This window comes from Cellulomonas sp. (assembly GCF_015234515.1).
Taxonomy (GTDB): Bacteria; Actinomycetota; Actinomycetes; order Actinomycetales; family Cellulomonadaceae; genus Cellulomonas.
Map to the genome: position 1 here is coordinate 102284 of NZ_JADGMY010000011.1, position 15374 is coordinate 117657.

Here is a 15374-nt window from a genome sequence, read left to right on the forward strand (position 1 = left end):
AGCACATGGCCGAGTCCAGCCCCGAACCCCGCGTCCCCGAGTCCCGGCACGCGCGCGTCGAGCACCGCATCACCGTCCCGTCGGACGTGTCGATGGTCGAGCTGCTCGGGCTGCGCGACGAGGTGCTGCGCAGCATCGAGGACGGCTTCCCGACCGTCGACGTGCACGTGCGCGGCAACGAGGTGACGCTGGCGGGCCCGCCCGGTGACGTCGCCCTCGTCACGCGCCTCGTCGACGAGCTCGTCGAGATGGCCGCCGGGGGCACGCCCCTGAGCCCGGACGTCGTCGCACGGTCGGTCGTCATGCTGACCGACGCCGCGGACGCCCGCCCCGCCGACGTGCTGACGTTCAACATCCTGTCCTCGCGCGGGCGGACCATCCGGGCCAAGACGGCCGGGCAGAAGGACTACGTCGAGGCCATCGAGCGCAACACCGTCACGTTCGGCATCGGGCCGGCCGGCACGGGCAAGACGTACCTGGCGATGGCGAAGGCCGTGCAGGCGCTGCAGGCGCGCAAGGTCAACCGCATCGTGCTGACCCGGCCCGCGGTCGAGGCGGGGGAACGGCTGGGCTTCCTGCCGGGCTCCCTGGCGGACAAGATCGACCCGTACCTGCGACCGCTGTACGACGCGCTGCACGACATGGTCGACCCCGAGTCGATCCCGCGCCTCATGGAGGCCGGCACGATCGAGGTCGCACCGCTGGCGTACATGCGCGGTCGCACGCTGAACGACGCGTTCATCATCCTCGACGAGGCGCAGAACACGTCCGTCGAGCAGATGAAGATGTTCCTCACGCGCCTGGGCTTCGGGTCCAAGGTCGTCGTCACCGGTGACGTCACCCAGGTGGACCTGCCCAGCAGCACGACGTCCGGGCTGCGGGTCGTCGAGCAGATCCTGACGGGCGTCGACGACGTCGAGTTCTGCCGCCTGACCTCGTCCGACGTCGTCCGGCACCGCCTGGTCGGCGAGATCATCGACGCGTACGCGAGGTGGGACAGGTCATGAGCGTCGAGGTGAGCAACGAGTCCGGCGTCGAGGTCGACGAGGCCGAGTTCGCGGCGCTCGGGCGGTACGTGCTCGACGCGATGCACGTGCACCCGCAGGCCGACCTGTTCGTCCGGCTGGTCGACACGGCGACCATGACGGACCTGCACGTGCGCTGGATGGACGAGCCGGGACCGACCGACGTGCTGTCGTTCCCGATGGACGAGCTGCGGCCGGGCCGCGAGGGCGAGCCCGCCGGACCGGGCGTGCTGGGTGACGTCGTGCTGTGCCCGGACGTCGCCGCCACGCAGGCGCGCGCGGCGGGCCACTCGACCGCCGAGGAGATGCTGCTGCTCACCACGCACGGGATCCTCCACCTGCTCGGCTACGACCACGCCGAGCCGGACGAGGAGAAGGAGATGTTCGCCCTGCAGCGTCGCCTGCTCCTGACGTTCCTGGCCGGGCGATGAGCGGCGTCCCTGTCGCCCTGCTCGTCGCCGTCGCAGTCGTGGGGATCGTGCTGGCCGCCGCGCTGTCGGCGGGCGAGGTCGCGGTCCTGCGCGTCACGCGGGCCCGTGTCACCGAGCTCGAGACCGAACGCCCCGGCGCGGCCGCGCGCGTGCGCCGGCTCGTGGACGACCCGACCCGCGTCGCCGCCGCCGCGGCCTTCGTCCGGCTGCTGGGGGAGATGACGGCGACCGTCTGCCTCACGCTGGCCATCAGCGCCGGCAGCCTGTCGTGGTGGGCCACGGCGCTCCTCGCGATCGCCGCCTGCGCGGTCGTGGCCTTCCTGCTGGTGCGCGTCAGCCCGCGCAGCATGGGCCGGCGCCACCCCGTCGGGGTCCTCGCGAGCCTCTCGCGCCTGCTCTGGGCCGTGACCGTCCTGGCCGGTGGGGTCGGGCGCCGTGCCGACCCGTCGACGTCGACCAGCGAGCAGGACGACGCGGAGCTGCGCGACATGGTCGAGCGGGTCAGCGAGTCCGACGCGATCGAGGACAACGAGCGCGAGATGTTCCGCTCGGTGCTCGAGCTCGGTGACACCCTCACGCGCGAGGTGATGGTCCCGCGCACCGACATGATCACCACCCAGGCGGACACGCCGCTGCACAAGGTCCTGGCGCTGCTCCTGCGCTCGGGCTTCTCCCGCGTGCCCGTGGTCGGGGAGTCCGTCGACGACGTCGTCGGCGTGCTGTACCTCAAGGACATCGTCCGGCGCATCCCCGCGCGCGGTGCGGGTGCCGGGTCGAACGGCACGCACGGTGACGACGACCCCCTGGACGCGCCCGCGTCGTCGCTCGCACGTCCCGCGGTCTTCGTCCCCGAGTCCAAGCCGGTCGACCAGCTGCTCCTCGAGCTGCGCGACGGCTCGAGCCACATCGCGCTCGTCGTCGACGAGTACGGAGGGATCGCCGGGCTCGTGACCATCGAGGACGCGCTCGAGGAGATCGTCGGCGAGCTCACCGACGAGCACGACGCGAGCGCGCCGGTGGTCGAGGAGCTCGACGACGGCGGCTACCGTGTCCCGGCCCGCATGAGCCGGGACGAGCTGGGGGACCTGTTCGGCATCGACGTCGAGGACGAGGACGTGGACACCGCGGCCGGCCTGCTCGCGAAGGCGCTCGGCAAGGTGCCGCTCCCGGGCTCCGTCGGGCAGATCCACGGGCTGCGGCTCCAGGGCGAGCGCGTCGAGGGTCGGCGCAAGCGGCTCGCGACGGTCCTGGTGCACCGTGCCGAGGACCCCGACGACGACGCACCCGCCACCCCCGCCCACGGCACGACAGCCGCGGGCACCCCGGCACGCGGCACCCCCGCCGCGCGCGACCACGGCTCGGAGGCCACCCGATGACCCACCGTTCCGGCTTCGCGTGCTTCGTCGGCAGGCCCAACACCGGCAAGTCCACGCTGACCAACGCCCTCGTCGGCCAGAAGGTCGCCATCACGTCCGGGCGGCCCCAGACCACGCGCCACGTGGTGCGCGGCATCGTGCACCGCGACGACGCGCAGCTCGTGCTGGTCGACACACCGGGCCTGCACCGCCCGCGGACGCTGCTGGGGGAGCGGCTCAACGCCCTCGTCCGGGACACGCTCAGCGAGGTCGACGTCGTCGGGTTCTGCCTCCCGGCCGACGAGAAGATCGGTCCCGGCGACCGCTTCATCGCCGAGCAGCTCGCACGGCTGAACCCGCCCGGACGCCCGGGCACGCCCGTGGTCGCGGTCGTCACCAAGACCGACACGGTGCCGCGGGCGCGGCTCACCGAGCAGCTGCTCGCGGTCGACCGCCTGGGGGAGTGGGCCGACATCGTCCCGGTCTCGTCGCGCGACGGGTACCAGGTCGACGTGCTGGCGGACGTGCTCGTCGGGCACCTGCCCGAGGGGCCCGCGCTCTACCCGGAGGGGGAGCTGACCGACGAGCCCGAGCAGGTCATGGTCGCCGAGCTGGTCAGGGAGGCCGCGCTCGAAGGGGTGCACGACGAGCTGCCGCACTCGCTCGCGGTCGTCGTCGACGAGATCGTCCCGCGTGAGCAGCGCCCCGGCGCCGACGGTCGCCCGCTGCTCGACGTGCGCGTCCACCTGTTCGTCGAGCGCGACAGCCAGAAGGCGATCATCATCGGCCGCGGCGGCGCGCGGCTGCGGGACGTCGGCACGCGCGCCCGCACCCAGATCGAGGCGCTGCTCGGCGCCCGCGTGTTCCTCGACCTGCACGTGAAGGTCGCCAAGGACTGGCAGCGAGACCCCAAGCAGCTCGGCCGGCTGGGCTTCTGACGTGGGGGTCACGACCACCGGGACGCAGGAGGCGCAGGCGCAGCAGGGCCGCCGGCGCGTCCGTTCCGCGCGGCTCTCGTCGGTCTACCGGCTCGTCGCCAGCGTCGCCCTCGGCTCCCTGGTGCTCGCCGTCGTCGGTGCCGTCACCGGACCCGGCTGGAATCCCGGGCCGCTCGAGGAGGGCATCGAGGTCGCGACCGCGGATACCTCGATCGGCGGGGCACCGGAGCTCGAGGCCCACGGCGTGCGGACGGTCGACGTGTCGGTGGCGCTCGACGGCGCCACGGTCGGAGCCCGGCTCTCGCTGCCCGAGGACGTGGCCGAGCCGGGGCCGGCGGTCCTGTTCGTCCACGGTGCGGGCACGGGCCGGTCCGTCCAGGCGTTCAAGCGGCAGGCGCAGGCGCTTGCCGAGGCCGGTGTCGTCGCGATGGTGCCCGACAAGCGGCTGGACACGTACACGACACGGCACCGCGACTACGTCGCGATGGCGGCCGACTACCGCCGGTCGCTCGACCTGCTGCGTGACCGTCCCGAGGTCGACCCCGACCAGGTCGTCGTCTACGCCGAGAGCGAGGGCGGCTGGATCGCGCCCGTCATGGCGGCCGAGGACCCGAGGATCGCCGGGGTGGTGCTCGTGTCCTCACCCGTGGTGCCCGCGCGCCAGCAGGCCGCCTTCGCGGTCGACGCCTACCTGCGCAACACCGGTGTCCCGCACGCCGTGTTCCGCGCCATCCCGCGCGCCGTCGGCATGTCGATGCCCGGGGGCGGGTTCGAGTACGCCGACTTCGACGTCGCACCCTGGCAGCAGCGGATGACCCAGCCCGTGCTCGTCGCCTACGGCACCGCGGACGCCTCGATGCCCATCGTCCAGGGCGCGCTGCAGATCCGCGCCGACGTCGCGCACGCCGGCAACACGGACGTGACGATCCGCTACTACGAGGGTGCGGACCACGGCATCCGCGTCGGCGGGAGCCCGACCCCGGAGTTCCTGCGGGACCTGTCGGGGTGGGTGCTGGGCCTGCCCGGCACGGCGGGCGCCGCGCCGCAGGTCGCGGGCGCCGAGCCCACGCAGACCTACGTCGCCGGTCCGGTGCCGCAGCCGCGATGGCTCCGCGACGGGACGGCCCTGCTCGTCCTCGTCCTCGGGGTGCCGGTGCTGATGGTCCTGTGCGGCCTCGCGGTCGCCTCGACACGCGTCGTGCAGCGCACGTCGGCGCGGTCCCGCGGTGCCGACGCGCACCCACCGAACCGCTTCGCGCCCGGCATCGCGTGGCGGCTCGCCGCGCTCGCGGCCACCACGGTGGCGACGGTCGCCGCGCTCGTCTGGTACCTGCTGTCGGTCGCCCGGCTCGCGCTCGACTACGAGCGTGACGCGTGGGTCGTGCAGGGAGGCTGGCTCGGCGTGCGCCTGCTGGGGATCGGCGCGGTGCTCGTCGCCGTGCTCCTGGCACACCGGGCCTACGACGCCCGGCAGGACGGCGTGCCCCTCGCGCCGGGTGTCGTGCGACGGGTGGCGGCCGTCGGCGTACTGGGTGGATCGGCCGTCCTGCTGGTCGTCCTGGCCTACTGGGGTGTGTTCCAGCTGAACATCTGAGGGTGAACTGGACGCATGCACGTGAACCGCACGCCTCGGGTGAGGCACCATGTGCGCCGGTGGCTTCTCAGGTGGGGATGGTGGTGCAGTGCGCACGTCTTGGGGTTCGGCGACGGACCGGGGGCGCGTCCGTGAGGTGAACGAGGACGCGCTCCTCGCGTACCCCCCCGTCTTCCTCGTCGCCGACGGGATGGGTGGGCACGACGCGGGTGACCTCGCGAGCCGCATCGCCGTCGAGGAGTTCGCCCAGCTCGCCGGCCAGTCGTCGGCGTCGTCGGACGACGTGCACGCCTGCTTCGCGCGGACCTCGTCACGCATCCGGACCGAGTTCACACGGGGTCGGCAGGGCGGGACGACCGTCGCGGGTGCCGCGGTCACCGCGCACGACGGCGGCTGGTACTGGTTGGTGTTCAACGTGGGCGACTCCCGCGTCTACCGCTGCTCCGAGGGCGCCCTGGAGCAGGTGAGCGTCGACCACTCCGTGGTCCAGGAGCTGCTGGACTCCGGTGAGCTCACACCGGACGCCGCGCGCCGGCACCCCGAGCGGCACGTCCTGACGCGCGCGCTGGGGACCGGGGAGCCGCCGGAGCCCGACTACTGGCTGCTGCCCGCCGGTGCCGACGACCGGTTGCTCATCTGCACCGACGGACTGACGCGTGAGCTCAGCGACACCGAGATCGCGGACGTCCTCGCCTCCGTCGACGACCCGCAGGAGGCGTCAGCGCTGCTGGTGCAGCACGCGCTCGAGCGCGGGGGCCGCGACAACGTGAGCGCCGTCGTCGTCGACGTCGCGACGACCGTCACGCCCGAGCCGACCCACACGACCCTGCCCCGCACGGCGCCCGACCTCGGGCCGCACCTGTGGGACGAGATGCTCAACGGCGCGACCGTGCCGCGCCACGCCGCCGCCTTGCAGGACGACCCGCCCACGCCCGTCCCGCCGGCCTCCTCGCCGGTCGACGCCCAGGAGGACCCCGCATGACCGACCGTGCCCACCACGAGTACCAGGGCGGCCCGTGGACCGCCGTCGCCGGCGCCGAGCTGCTCGCGCTGGTCGAGCCGGACGCGCCGTGGCGTCTCGTCGACGGGCTGTGGGAGGTCGCACGGGGTGACGGGGACGTCCTCGGTGCCCTCGGTGTGGTCGCCGCCGACGGGTTCGCCGCCCTGCCGGCGTTCGCGCTCGTGCGCACGGACGCCGACGGCTCGGTCCACGCCGTGCTGCGCGGCCCGGTGCGCCTGCGGCTGCACGGCCTCGACGGTGCGCAGGAGGTCGCCGCCCGCGACGGGGCCGTGTGGACCGAGCACCGTGCACTGGGCGTGCAGGGGCTCGAGGTGCTCGTGGACGACGCGCCCGAGGCGACGTGGTGGCCGCTGGTCGCGGGCGTGGTGCTCGCCGGTGGTGTGCGCACGGGTGCGACGGAGGTGACCTCGGTCCTGCCCGACACCGCGACCCACGAGCAGCCGGTCGTCCCCGCCTCGGACGCGCACCAGGTCGTGCCCGAGACCCCCGCCGCCTCCACGGCGCGCCCCGAGCCGGTCGCGGTGCACGATCCGCTGGTCCTGGCCGAGCCGCTGGTCGGGCGGGAGCCGGAGCCGTTCGCGGAGCCGGAGCCGTTCGTGGAGCCGGAGCCGGAGCCGTTCGTGGAGCCGTGGCCGGTTGCCGCGCCGGAGCCCACGACCGTCGCGCCGCACGCCGGCGTGACGGAGCACGGCCTGTCCTCCTGGCCTGCTGTGCCGTCTGCCTCCGAGGTGGCGCCCTTCGACGAGGTCGCACCGGTCGAGCAGACCGCGTACGTCGAGCCGAGGACGGCCCTCGACGAGCCCGTGCCGGCCGCCGAGACCGAGGTCGGGCACGACATCCCGTGGTGGCCGCTCACGAGTTCCGGCGGGTCCGCGGCACCCGTGGCGCCCGCGCCCCCCGCGGTGGTCGCGGCCGTCGCCACGGCGGAGCCCGACGGGCTGGAGGTCGAGTCGGACGACCACGACGGCATGACGATCCTGTCGAGCGACCTCGCGCGGCTGCGCGACCGCCTGCCGGCGTGGTCGCAGGACGCGGTGCCCGGCCCGTTCCCCACGCCCGAGGTCGAGCCGCTGCCGGCCCGCATGGTGCTGTCCACCGGACTGGTCGTCGTGCTGGACCGTGCTGTCCTGCTGGGGCGCGCCCCGCAGGTCTCGCGCGTGACCAACCGCGAGCTGCCGCGGCTCGTCACCGTCCCCAGCCCGAACCAGGACATCTCGCGGACGCACGCCGAGGTGCGGGTCGAGGGCGAGCACGTCGTCGTCACCGACCTCGACTCGACCAACGGTGTGCACGTCTCGCGGCCGGGTGAGGGCGTGCGCCGGCTGCACCCGGGCGAGCCGAGCGTGGTGGGGACGGACGAGGTCGTCGACCTCGGGGACGGCGTGACGTTCACCGTGGAGCGCAGCGCGTCGTGACCGCCCGTCGTGAGGCGTCCGCGCCGCCGGACCTGCCCGGGTACGAGTACGTGCGCGTGCTCGGGCTGGGCGGGTTCGCGGACGTCTTCCTGTACCGCCAGCACCTGCCGCGCCGCGACGTCGCGGTCAAGGTGCTGCTCGCGGGCAGCCTCGACGACGACGTGCGCGAGCGGTTCCAGACCGAGGCCAACCTCATGGCCCAGCTGTCGCACCACCCGTCGATCGTCACGATCTACCACGCGGCGATCGCCGCCGACGGTCGGCCGTTCCTCGTCATGGAGTACTGCTCGCGCGTGGGCCTGGCCGAGCGCTACCGCGCCGAGCGGATGCCCGTGCCGGAGGTCCTGCGCATCGGTGTGCGCCTGGCCTCGGCCGTCGAGACGGCGCACCGCGCCGGCATCCTGCACCGGGACATCAAGCCGGCGAACGTCCTGACCACCGACTTCGGGTGGCCCGCGCTCACCGACTTCGGGATCGCCGCGACCACCGGTCCGGCGGTGCAGACGATGGGGATGTCGATCCCGTGGTCGCCCCCCGAGCTGCTGGCCGAGCGCCCGACGGGGGACGAGCGTTCCGACGTCTACGCGCTGGCCGCCACGATCTACTCGCTGCTGGCCGGTCGGACCCCGTTCGAGCTGCCGGGGGGCAACAACAGCGCGCAGCAGCTCGTGGCGCGGATCGAGCGGTCGCCGCTGCCCGCGGTCGGGCGCGAGGACGTGCCTCCCCAGCTGCAGGCGGTGCTCGAGCGGGCCATGGCCAAGCACCCGTCGCGTCGGTACGCCTCCGCGATGGCGGTCGCCCGCGCGCTGCAGGAGGTGGAGGCGGCGCTCCGGCTGCCGGTGACGCCGCTCGACCTGCCCGACGAGGCACCCGCACCGTCCGGCTTCGCGCCGACGGACGACGAGGACGCGACCCGGCTGCGCGGCATCTCGCTGCCGGCTCCGCTCCAGGTGCGCGGGGGCGACGACGAGGACGCGACCCGGGCCCGCGCGGTGGTCGTCGGACGTCCGACGCTCGTGCCTCCCGCAGCCCCGGCGCCGGTTCCCGCGCCCGCCGGCACGCCGGACGGACCCGAGGTGCGACGCGGCGGACGCGTCGGGGCCGTCGTCGCGGGCGTCGTGGTCGTGACCGCCGTGGGCGCGGTCCTCGTCGCGTCCCTGGGCGGCGCCGACCCCGTTCCGCCGGGCGTCCCGAGCGACACGTTCGCCCCGGCGCAGACCGGCCCGGCCGCAGCACCCGTCCCGGCGCCGCACTCGCTCGACGGCACCCGGGCGGCCGACGGGTCCGTGACGTTCACGTGGCAGAATCCGGACCCGCAGGACGGGGACCGGTACCTCTGGGGCGTGCTCACCGCGACCGGTGAGCCGACGCTCGTGCTCGTCGACGACGAGCGCGTCACGGTCCCCGCGGAGCAGGCGACGGGTGAGGTGTGCATCGAGGTGTCCATCGTGCGGGCGGACCGCAGCCGGTCGGCGCGCCCGGCGCAAGGGTGCGCGCCGTGACGTGGTGGGACCCCCGCACGTGGCGTCGGCGCCCCGCCACGACGGCCGCGGCGATCGTCACCGTGCCGGTCCTCGTGCTGTCGCTGGCCCTGGTCGACCGTGGCTTCCCGCTCGCGCGCGTCGACCTCAACGACGGCGGCGTGTGGCTCACGGCGACCGGCCAGTCCAGCCTGGGCCGCTACAACGTGCCGGTCGAGGAGCTCGACGGCGGGGTGGTGGCCGCCGGCCGCACGTTCGACGTGCAGCAGGACGAGGGGTGGGTGCTGCTGGTCGAGCCGAACGCGGTGTCCGTCGTCGACCCGGCGACCGTCGCGACGACCACGCAGATCGCCACGCCCGGCACGGACGTGTCGATGGCGGCAGGGCGAGTCGCTCTCGTCGACGGCGCCGGCGACGTGTGGGTCCGCCAGGTCGGCGAGCTCGACCTCCTCGACATGACGGACGGCGCGCCCGACCTGCAGCTCGGGGAGGGGGGCGCGGCGGTCGTGGCGCGCAGCGGTGCCGTGCTCGCGGTCGCGCCCGAGGACGGCGCCGTGACGCTCGTCCCGGCGACGCAGCCGGTGGTCCCCGAGCAGGTCGGGACCCTCGGTGCCGTCGAGGTCGACGCCGTGACGGCGGTCGGCGACGAGCTCGTCGTGCTGAGCGGCAGCACGGTCCGCACGCTGGCCGGCGAGGTCACGGTCGACGACACGGACCTGGTGCTCCAGCAGCCCGGCCCGGCGGCGTCGACCGTGCTCCTGTCGGGTCGTGACGCCCTGTGGGAGGTGCCGCTCGACGGCGGGACCCCGCGGCGGCACGCCACCACGGGCTCGGGCACGCCGGCGGCGCCCGTGCGTGTCGGTGACTGCGCCTACGCGGCATGGGCGTCGACGCTCGGCGCGTCGTTGCGCCTCTGTGACGGGCAGGACGCCCGGGTGGAGGACCTGGAGGGGATGCGGGCCGCGGACCGGCTGGCGTTCCGTGTGAACCGGGGCTTCGTCGTGCTCAACGAGACCGTGGGCGGGCGGGTCTGGCTGCCCCAGGAGGACACGGCCGTGCGTGTCCCCAACTGGGACGACATCGTCCCGGAGGAGGAGCCGGAAGACTCCGAGGAGGAGTCCGAGAGCGGCGAGGTCATGCAGGAGCCGGTCACCGAGTGCAGCGACCAGAGCGCTCCGCCCGTCGCCGTCGACGACGAGTTCGGTGTGCGGGCCGGCCGGACGCGCGTGCTGCCCGTGATCGACAACGACTCCTCCTCCGACTGCGGGATCCTCGTGATCTCCGAGCTCGATGCGCTGCCTGCCGACTTCGGCACCCTCGAGAAGGTCCGGGGCGGACGTGCCCTGCAGGTGCGGGTGCTCGAGGGTGCGTCGGGGACCGCCGAGGTGAAGTACACGGTGACGGACGGTCGCGGCGTCAACGCGCCGTCGACGGCGACCGTGCGCATCGCCGTGGGGGACGGCGACAACGCCCCGACGCAGCTGCGCACGTCGTCGCTCACCGTCGAGACCGGCGGTCAGCTCGTGCACGGCGTCCTCGCCGACTTCCAGGACGTCGACGGGGACGACCTGCTCCTCGTCGGGGCGGAGGCGGACCCGACCGTCGGTACGGCGCGGTTCCGGCAGGACGGGGTCCTCACGTTCACCGCCGACGGCGGCGGCCTGGGCCGCACGACCGTGCGTGTGCAGGTGTCCGACGGGACGAACGTCGTCGACGGCGAGGTCGTGGTCGACGTGCGTGCCGCCGGGTCCGTGCCGCCGCAGATCGACCCCGTCCACGCGGTGACGTACGTCGGCCAGGAGGTCGTCGTGCGTCCGCTGGACGCCGTCCGCTCGGCGTCGTCCGAGCCGCCGCGCCTCGCCGGCGTGAGCGACGTCGTCGGGGCGACGATCGTGCCCGACCTGCAGGCCGGCACGTTCGCGTTCAAGGCACCGCGGGCCGGCGCGTACTACGTGACGTTCGTCGTCACGGCGGCGCCGCAGCAGGCCACCGGCATCGCGCGGATCGACGTGCGCGAGTGGCCCGAGCAGGCGCAGCCGCCCGTCGCCGTGCGCGACCTCGCCCTGCTCCCGGCCGGCGGTGAGGTCACCGTCGACCCGCTGGCCAACGACGAGGACCCCGCCAACAACGTGCTGGTGCTGCAGACGGTGACCGCGCCGGAGGGCTCGGGGCTGCAGGTCGCGGTGCTGGAGCACCGCTACGTGCAGATCCGTGCGGACCGCACCCCCGACGGCCCCGTCGTGCTGACGTACGAGGTGTCGAACGGGTCGGCATCGGCCCGCGGCGAGATCGTGGTGCAGCCGGTGCCACCGTCCGCGTCCTCGCAGCCTCCGGTGGTGCCGAACGTCGAGGCGACCGTCCGTGCCGGTGGCGTCGTGACGATCCCCGTGCTGGCGGGCGCGTCGGACCCGGACGGCGACAAGCTGACCGTCCTGCGTGACCTCCCCGAGCCGTTGGCCGACGGCGAGGGGCTGCTGTTCGTGTCGGGCGACGTGCTGCGGTACCAGGCGCCCGGCCGTGCGCTGACGGCGCGTGCGGTCTTCGAGGTCCAGGACTCCGCAGGCAACGTCACCGCCGCGACCGTGACCCTGCGGGTGCACGAGTCCGACCCGGCGACCAAGTCGCCACCCCGACCCAAGGACGTCGAGGCGCGCGTGTTCGAGGGCGACACCGTGCGCATCCCGGTGGCCCTCGTCGGCATCGACGCCGACGGCGACGGCGTGACGCTCCTCGGCCCCGCGTCGGCCCCGACCCTGGGCCGGATCACCGAGGTCGGCCCGGACTGGCTCGAGTACGAGGCGTTCCCCGGCTCCCGGGGGACCGACACGTTCACGTACGCCGTCGAGGACTGGGTCGGCCAGCGCGCCGTCGCGACCGCGCGGGTCGGCATCGCCCCCCGGCCGTCCGGCGCGTCCGGGGTCGTCGCGGTCGACGACGCCGTCACCCTGCGGCCGGGCCAACGCGTGGAGGTCCGCGTCCTGGCCAACGACATCGACTCGACGAGCCGGGAGCTGAAGCTGGAGTCGATCGAGGTCCCCGAGGGCGTCGAGGCGACGACCCAGGGCCGGCGCATCGTCGTCACGGCGCCGTCGTCCCCGGGCGTCGTGCAGATCCAGTACCTGGTGTCGAACGACGGAGGCGGACGTGACTACGGCGTCCTGACGGTCACCGTGACCGAGGACGCACCCGTGCAGCCGCCGATCGCCCGCGACGTCCTCGTCCCCGCGATCGACACGCTCGGCAAGACGGAGGTCTCCGTCGACGTCCTGGCCGTCGCGCAGAACCCCTCCGGACCGCTGTCGGACCTCGACGTCTCGGTGCCCGCGTCGCACGCGGACGTCGCGCGCGTCACGCCCGAGGGCGACGTCGTCGTGACGCTCGTCGACCACTCGCAGACCGTCCCGTACCGGCTGGTCAACAGGACGGCGGAGGGCGCCGACGCGTACGCGTTCATCACGGTGCCTGCCCTCGGCTTCTTCCCCCCGCAGCTGCGCCCCCGCGCGCCCGAGCTGCGGGTCGCGAGCGGCGAGGAGCTGGTGATCTCGCTCGCGGAGCACGTGCAGGTGGCGCCCGGGCGGGAGCCGAAGATCGTGGACCCCACGCAGGTCGTCGCGACGCGTGCGAGCGGCGCTCCGCTCGTCAAGGACGCCGGCACCCTCGTGTTCACGTCGGCCGAGGGGTACGCCGGACCGGCGTCGATCACCGTTCCCGTCACGGACGAGACCGGGCCGTCGGACACCACGGCACGCACGTCGCTGCTGACCCTGCAGATCACGGTGTTCGCCGTGGACGACCACCCGCCGACCTTCGACGCCCAGACGGTCGACGTCGAGCCCGGCGAGCAGGCCACACGTGTCGACCTGCTGGCGCTGACGCGCGGGCCGGAGCAGGCGGACGAGACGGCCACACCGGCCGACCGGTACAGCTTCCGGACCGTCTCGGGCGTGCCCGCGGGCTTCGTGGCCGCCGTCGAGGGGTCCGAGCTGGTCGTGTCCGCGCCCGCGACGACCCCGAAGGGCACGACCGGCCGGATCGAGATGCAGCTCCTGTACGGGCGCAGCGGGGTGATGGACGTCGCGGTCGACCTCCGTGTCGTCGCGAGCCTCCGCCGCACCGCGACCGTCCAGAACTTCACGATCGACGACGGTGCGCAGGGTCGTGAGAGGAGCGTCGACGTCCTCGAGGGCTCGGTGAACCCGTTCCCCGACCAGGGGCCGCTGACGGTGGTCGGCGCGGTCGTCGAGACGCAGGGGGCGGGCACGGCCTCGGCGACGTCGAGCAGCGTCTCCGTGCGCCCGGGCAACGAGTTCATCGGCCTGATGGTCGTGCGGTTCCGTGTGCGAGACGTGACCGGCGACCCGGGACGTGAGGTCGAGGGCCGCGTGACCGTCCGGGTCAGCGGTGTCCCGCTCGCGCCCGTCCCGCCCCGGATCGGGGAGGTCCGTGACCGTACGGTCGTCCTGTCCTGGACCGCACCCGACAACCGCGGCGAGCCGATCACGGAGTACCGCGTCACGGCCCAGCCGGGTGGCGCGACGCGCTCGTGCGTGAGCACGACCTGCACCATCGACGGTCTGACCAACGACGTCGAGTACAAGTTCACCGTCGCGGCCCGCAACCGGGTCGGCTGGTCCGAGGAGTCGCCGGCATCGGCCCCTGCGCGCCCGGACGCGGTGCCGGACGCCCCCGCCGCGCCGAGGCTGACGTCGGGTGACGGCGCACTCGCGGTCGCGTGGAGCGCGCCGACGTCGAACGGGTCGGCGATCACCGGCTACGACGTGGAGGTCGTCGGCCCCAACGGCGTGTCGACGCGTACGACGACCGCGACGTCCCTGACGGTCGACGGGCTGCAGAACGGCGCGCAGTACCAGGTGCGGGTCCGTGCCAAGAACCGCGCGCCCGAGCCCGGTCCGTGGAGCCCGTACGCCCTCGAGGTGCCGGCAGGCGTGCCGGACGCCCCGGAGGTGACGGCGGAACGCAAGAGCCAGGGCTGGTACGAGCAGGCCAGCGTCGCCGTGAGCTGGACGACGCCCGATGGCAACGGCGACGCGGTGGCCCAGTACGAGGTGCTCGTCGACGGCAGCGCGTCCTGCGGGATGACAGGGCCCAACTCCTGCGTCATCGCCCCGGCCGAGCGTGGCCGGACCTACTCCATCACGGTGCGTGCCCGGAACAAGGCCGGTTGGTCGGCCTTCGGCTCCACGTCGGGAGAGACGTTCAGCGCGCCCACGGCACCGCGCGACGTCCGGCTGGTCGCCGGCGCCGCGGCGGACTGGGGTCGGGCCACCGCGACCCTGTCGTGGTCGCCGCCGCAGGACGCGGGCGGTGCCGGCATCTCCGTCGCGTCGTACCGCGTCACCGGGCCCGGCGTCGACGAGCCCGTCGACGGCACGTCGCTCGACTTCTCCGGCCTCGGGGCGCAGACCCTCGGGCCCTTCACCGTCGTCGCGGTGTCGTCCCGGGGCCTGACGGGGGAGGCGGCGACGTCGGCCGCTCTCGACATCGTCACCCGGCCCCAGCAGCCCACGGTCACGGTGACCACCGCCGGCGTCGACCAGGTCGCCATCGCGTTCTCCGAGGGGAACGACGGCGGTGCGCCCATCGGTCGTCGCGAGTACTCGGTGAACGGCGGACCGGTGACGACCGAGCGCCCCGCGTCGCCCTTCTCGTCGGGCCGCGAGGTCACGGTGAGGTACCGGGTGCAGAACTCGCAGGGCTGGAGCCCGTGGGCCGAGTCCCGGGCGCAGCCGGGTGCGCCGAGCGTCCCCGGGAGCCCCGGCGTGACGGTCTCGTCCGGCCAGCCCGCGCGGACGCTGCAGTTCACCCTGGTGGCACCGGGGTCGGACGGTGGCCGCGCGATCGACCGGTACGAGTACCGCGTGACCGGCCCGGGGCGTCCCCTCGAGGGCACCGCGGGGAGCGACCCCGTGACCCTGGACGACCTGGCGCCCGGTGAGTACGTCGTCACGGTCCGGGCACGCAACAGCGTGGGCTGGGGGCAGTGGTCCGCCGGCGTCCCGGCCACCGTGGCCGCCGAGCCGCCGGCCACCGAGCCATGACCCGCCGTCCGCACGGCCCCGTCGTCCTCCTGTCCCGCACGTCCGTCCCGAGGAG

General features: G+C 74.3%; 9 protein-coding genes. All 9 read left to right on the forward strand.

Features of this window, described 5'->3' with window-relative positions; genetic code table 11:
* Positions 1–5 precede the first annotated feature (5 nt).
* The 9 genes from IR158_RS03920 to IR158_RS03960 all read left to right on the forward strand — a co-directional run bounded on the left by IR158_RS03920 (position 6) and on the right by IR158_RS03960 (position 15319).
* Positions 6–1007: a PhoH family protein gene (locus IR158_RS03920; RefSeq protein ID WP_291809807.1), complete on the forward strand. Its 1002-nt coding sequence runs from the start codon at positions 6–8 to the stop codon at positions 1005–1007.
* Positions 1004–1456, forward strand: a complete 453-nt coding sequence (gene ybeY / locus IR158_RS03925; RefSeq protein WP_227575688.1) for an rRNA maturation RNase YbeY — start codon at positions 1004–1006, stop codon at positions 1454–1456. The genes IR158_RS03920 and ybeY overlap by 4 nt, the downstream gene beginning before the upstream one ends.
* Positions 1453–2832 (forward strand): hemolysin family protein, encoded by a 1380-nt coding sequence (locus IR158_RS03930; RefSeq protein WP_291809809.1) that lies wholly within the window; start codon positions 1453–1455, stop codon positions 2830–2832. The genes ybeY and IR158_RS03930 overlap by 4 nt, the downstream gene beginning before the upstream one ends.
* Positions 2829–3749 (forward strand): GTPase Era, encoded by a 921-nt coding sequence (gene era, locus IR158_RS03935; RefSeq protein WP_291809810.1) that lies wholly within the window; start codon positions 2829–2831, stop codon positions 3747–3749. Before IR158_RS03930 ends, era begins: the two co-directional genes overlap by 4 nt.
* A gap of 1 nt (position 3750) precedes the next feature.
* Positions 3751–5343 (forward strand): alpha/beta hydrolase, encoded by a 1593-nt coding sequence (locus tag IR158_RS03940; RefSeq protein WP_291809812.1) that lies wholly within the window; start codon positions 3751–3753, stop codon positions 5341–5343.
* 88 nt (positions 5344–5431) lie between these two features.
* Positions 5432–6325, forward strand: a complete 894-nt coding sequence (locus tag IR158_RS03945) for a protein phosphatase 2C domain-containing protein (protein WP_291809814.1) — start codon at positions 5432–5434, stop codon at positions 6323–6325.
* Positions 6322–7779: an FHA domain-containing protein gene (locus IR158_RS03950; protein ID WP_291809816.1), complete on the forward strand. Its 1458-nt coding sequence runs from the start codon at positions 6322–6324 to the stop codon at positions 7777–7779. The genes IR158_RS03945 and IR158_RS03950 overlap by 4 nt, the downstream gene beginning before the upstream one ends.
* On the forward strand, positions 7776–9281 hold the full coding sequence (locus IR158_RS03955; protein ID WP_291809819.1) for a serine/threonine-protein kinase: 1506 nt from the start codon (positions 7776–7778) through the stop codon (positions 9279–9281). Before IR158_RS03950 ends, IR158_RS03955 begins: the two co-directional genes overlap by 4 nt.
* Complete coding sequence (locus IR158_RS03960) at positions 9278–15319, forward strand: fibronectin type III domain-containing protein (protein ID WP_291809822.1); 6042 nt, start codon at positions 9278–9280, stop codon at positions 15317–15319. Before IR158_RS03955 ends, IR158_RS03960 begins: the two co-directional genes overlap by 4 nt.
* The last annotated feature ends 55 nt before the right edge of the window (positions 15320–15374 follow it).

Excerpts from the sequence above, each read along its gene's own strand:
- IR158_RS03920 (WP_291809807.1), top strand. The coding sequence starts at position 6 with ATGGCCGAGTCCAGCCCCGAACCCCGCGTCCCCGAGTCCCGGCACGCG.
- ybeY (WP_227575688.1), top strand. The coding sequence starts at position 1,004 with ATGAGCGTCGAGGTGAGCAACGAGTCCGGCGTCGAGGTCGACGAGGCC.
- IR158_RS03930 (WP_291809809.1), top strand. The coding sequence starts at position 1,453 with ATGAGCGGCGTCCCTGTCGCCCTGCTCGTCGCCGTCGCAGTCGTGGGG.
- era (WP_291809810.1), top strand. The coding sequence starts at position 2,829 with ATGACCCACCGTTCCGGCTTCGCGTGCTTCGTCGGCAGGCCCAACACC.
- IR158_RS03950 (WP_291809816.1), top strand. The coding sequence starts at position 6,322 with ATGACCGACCGTGCCCACCACGAGTACCAGGGCGGCCCGTGGACCGCC.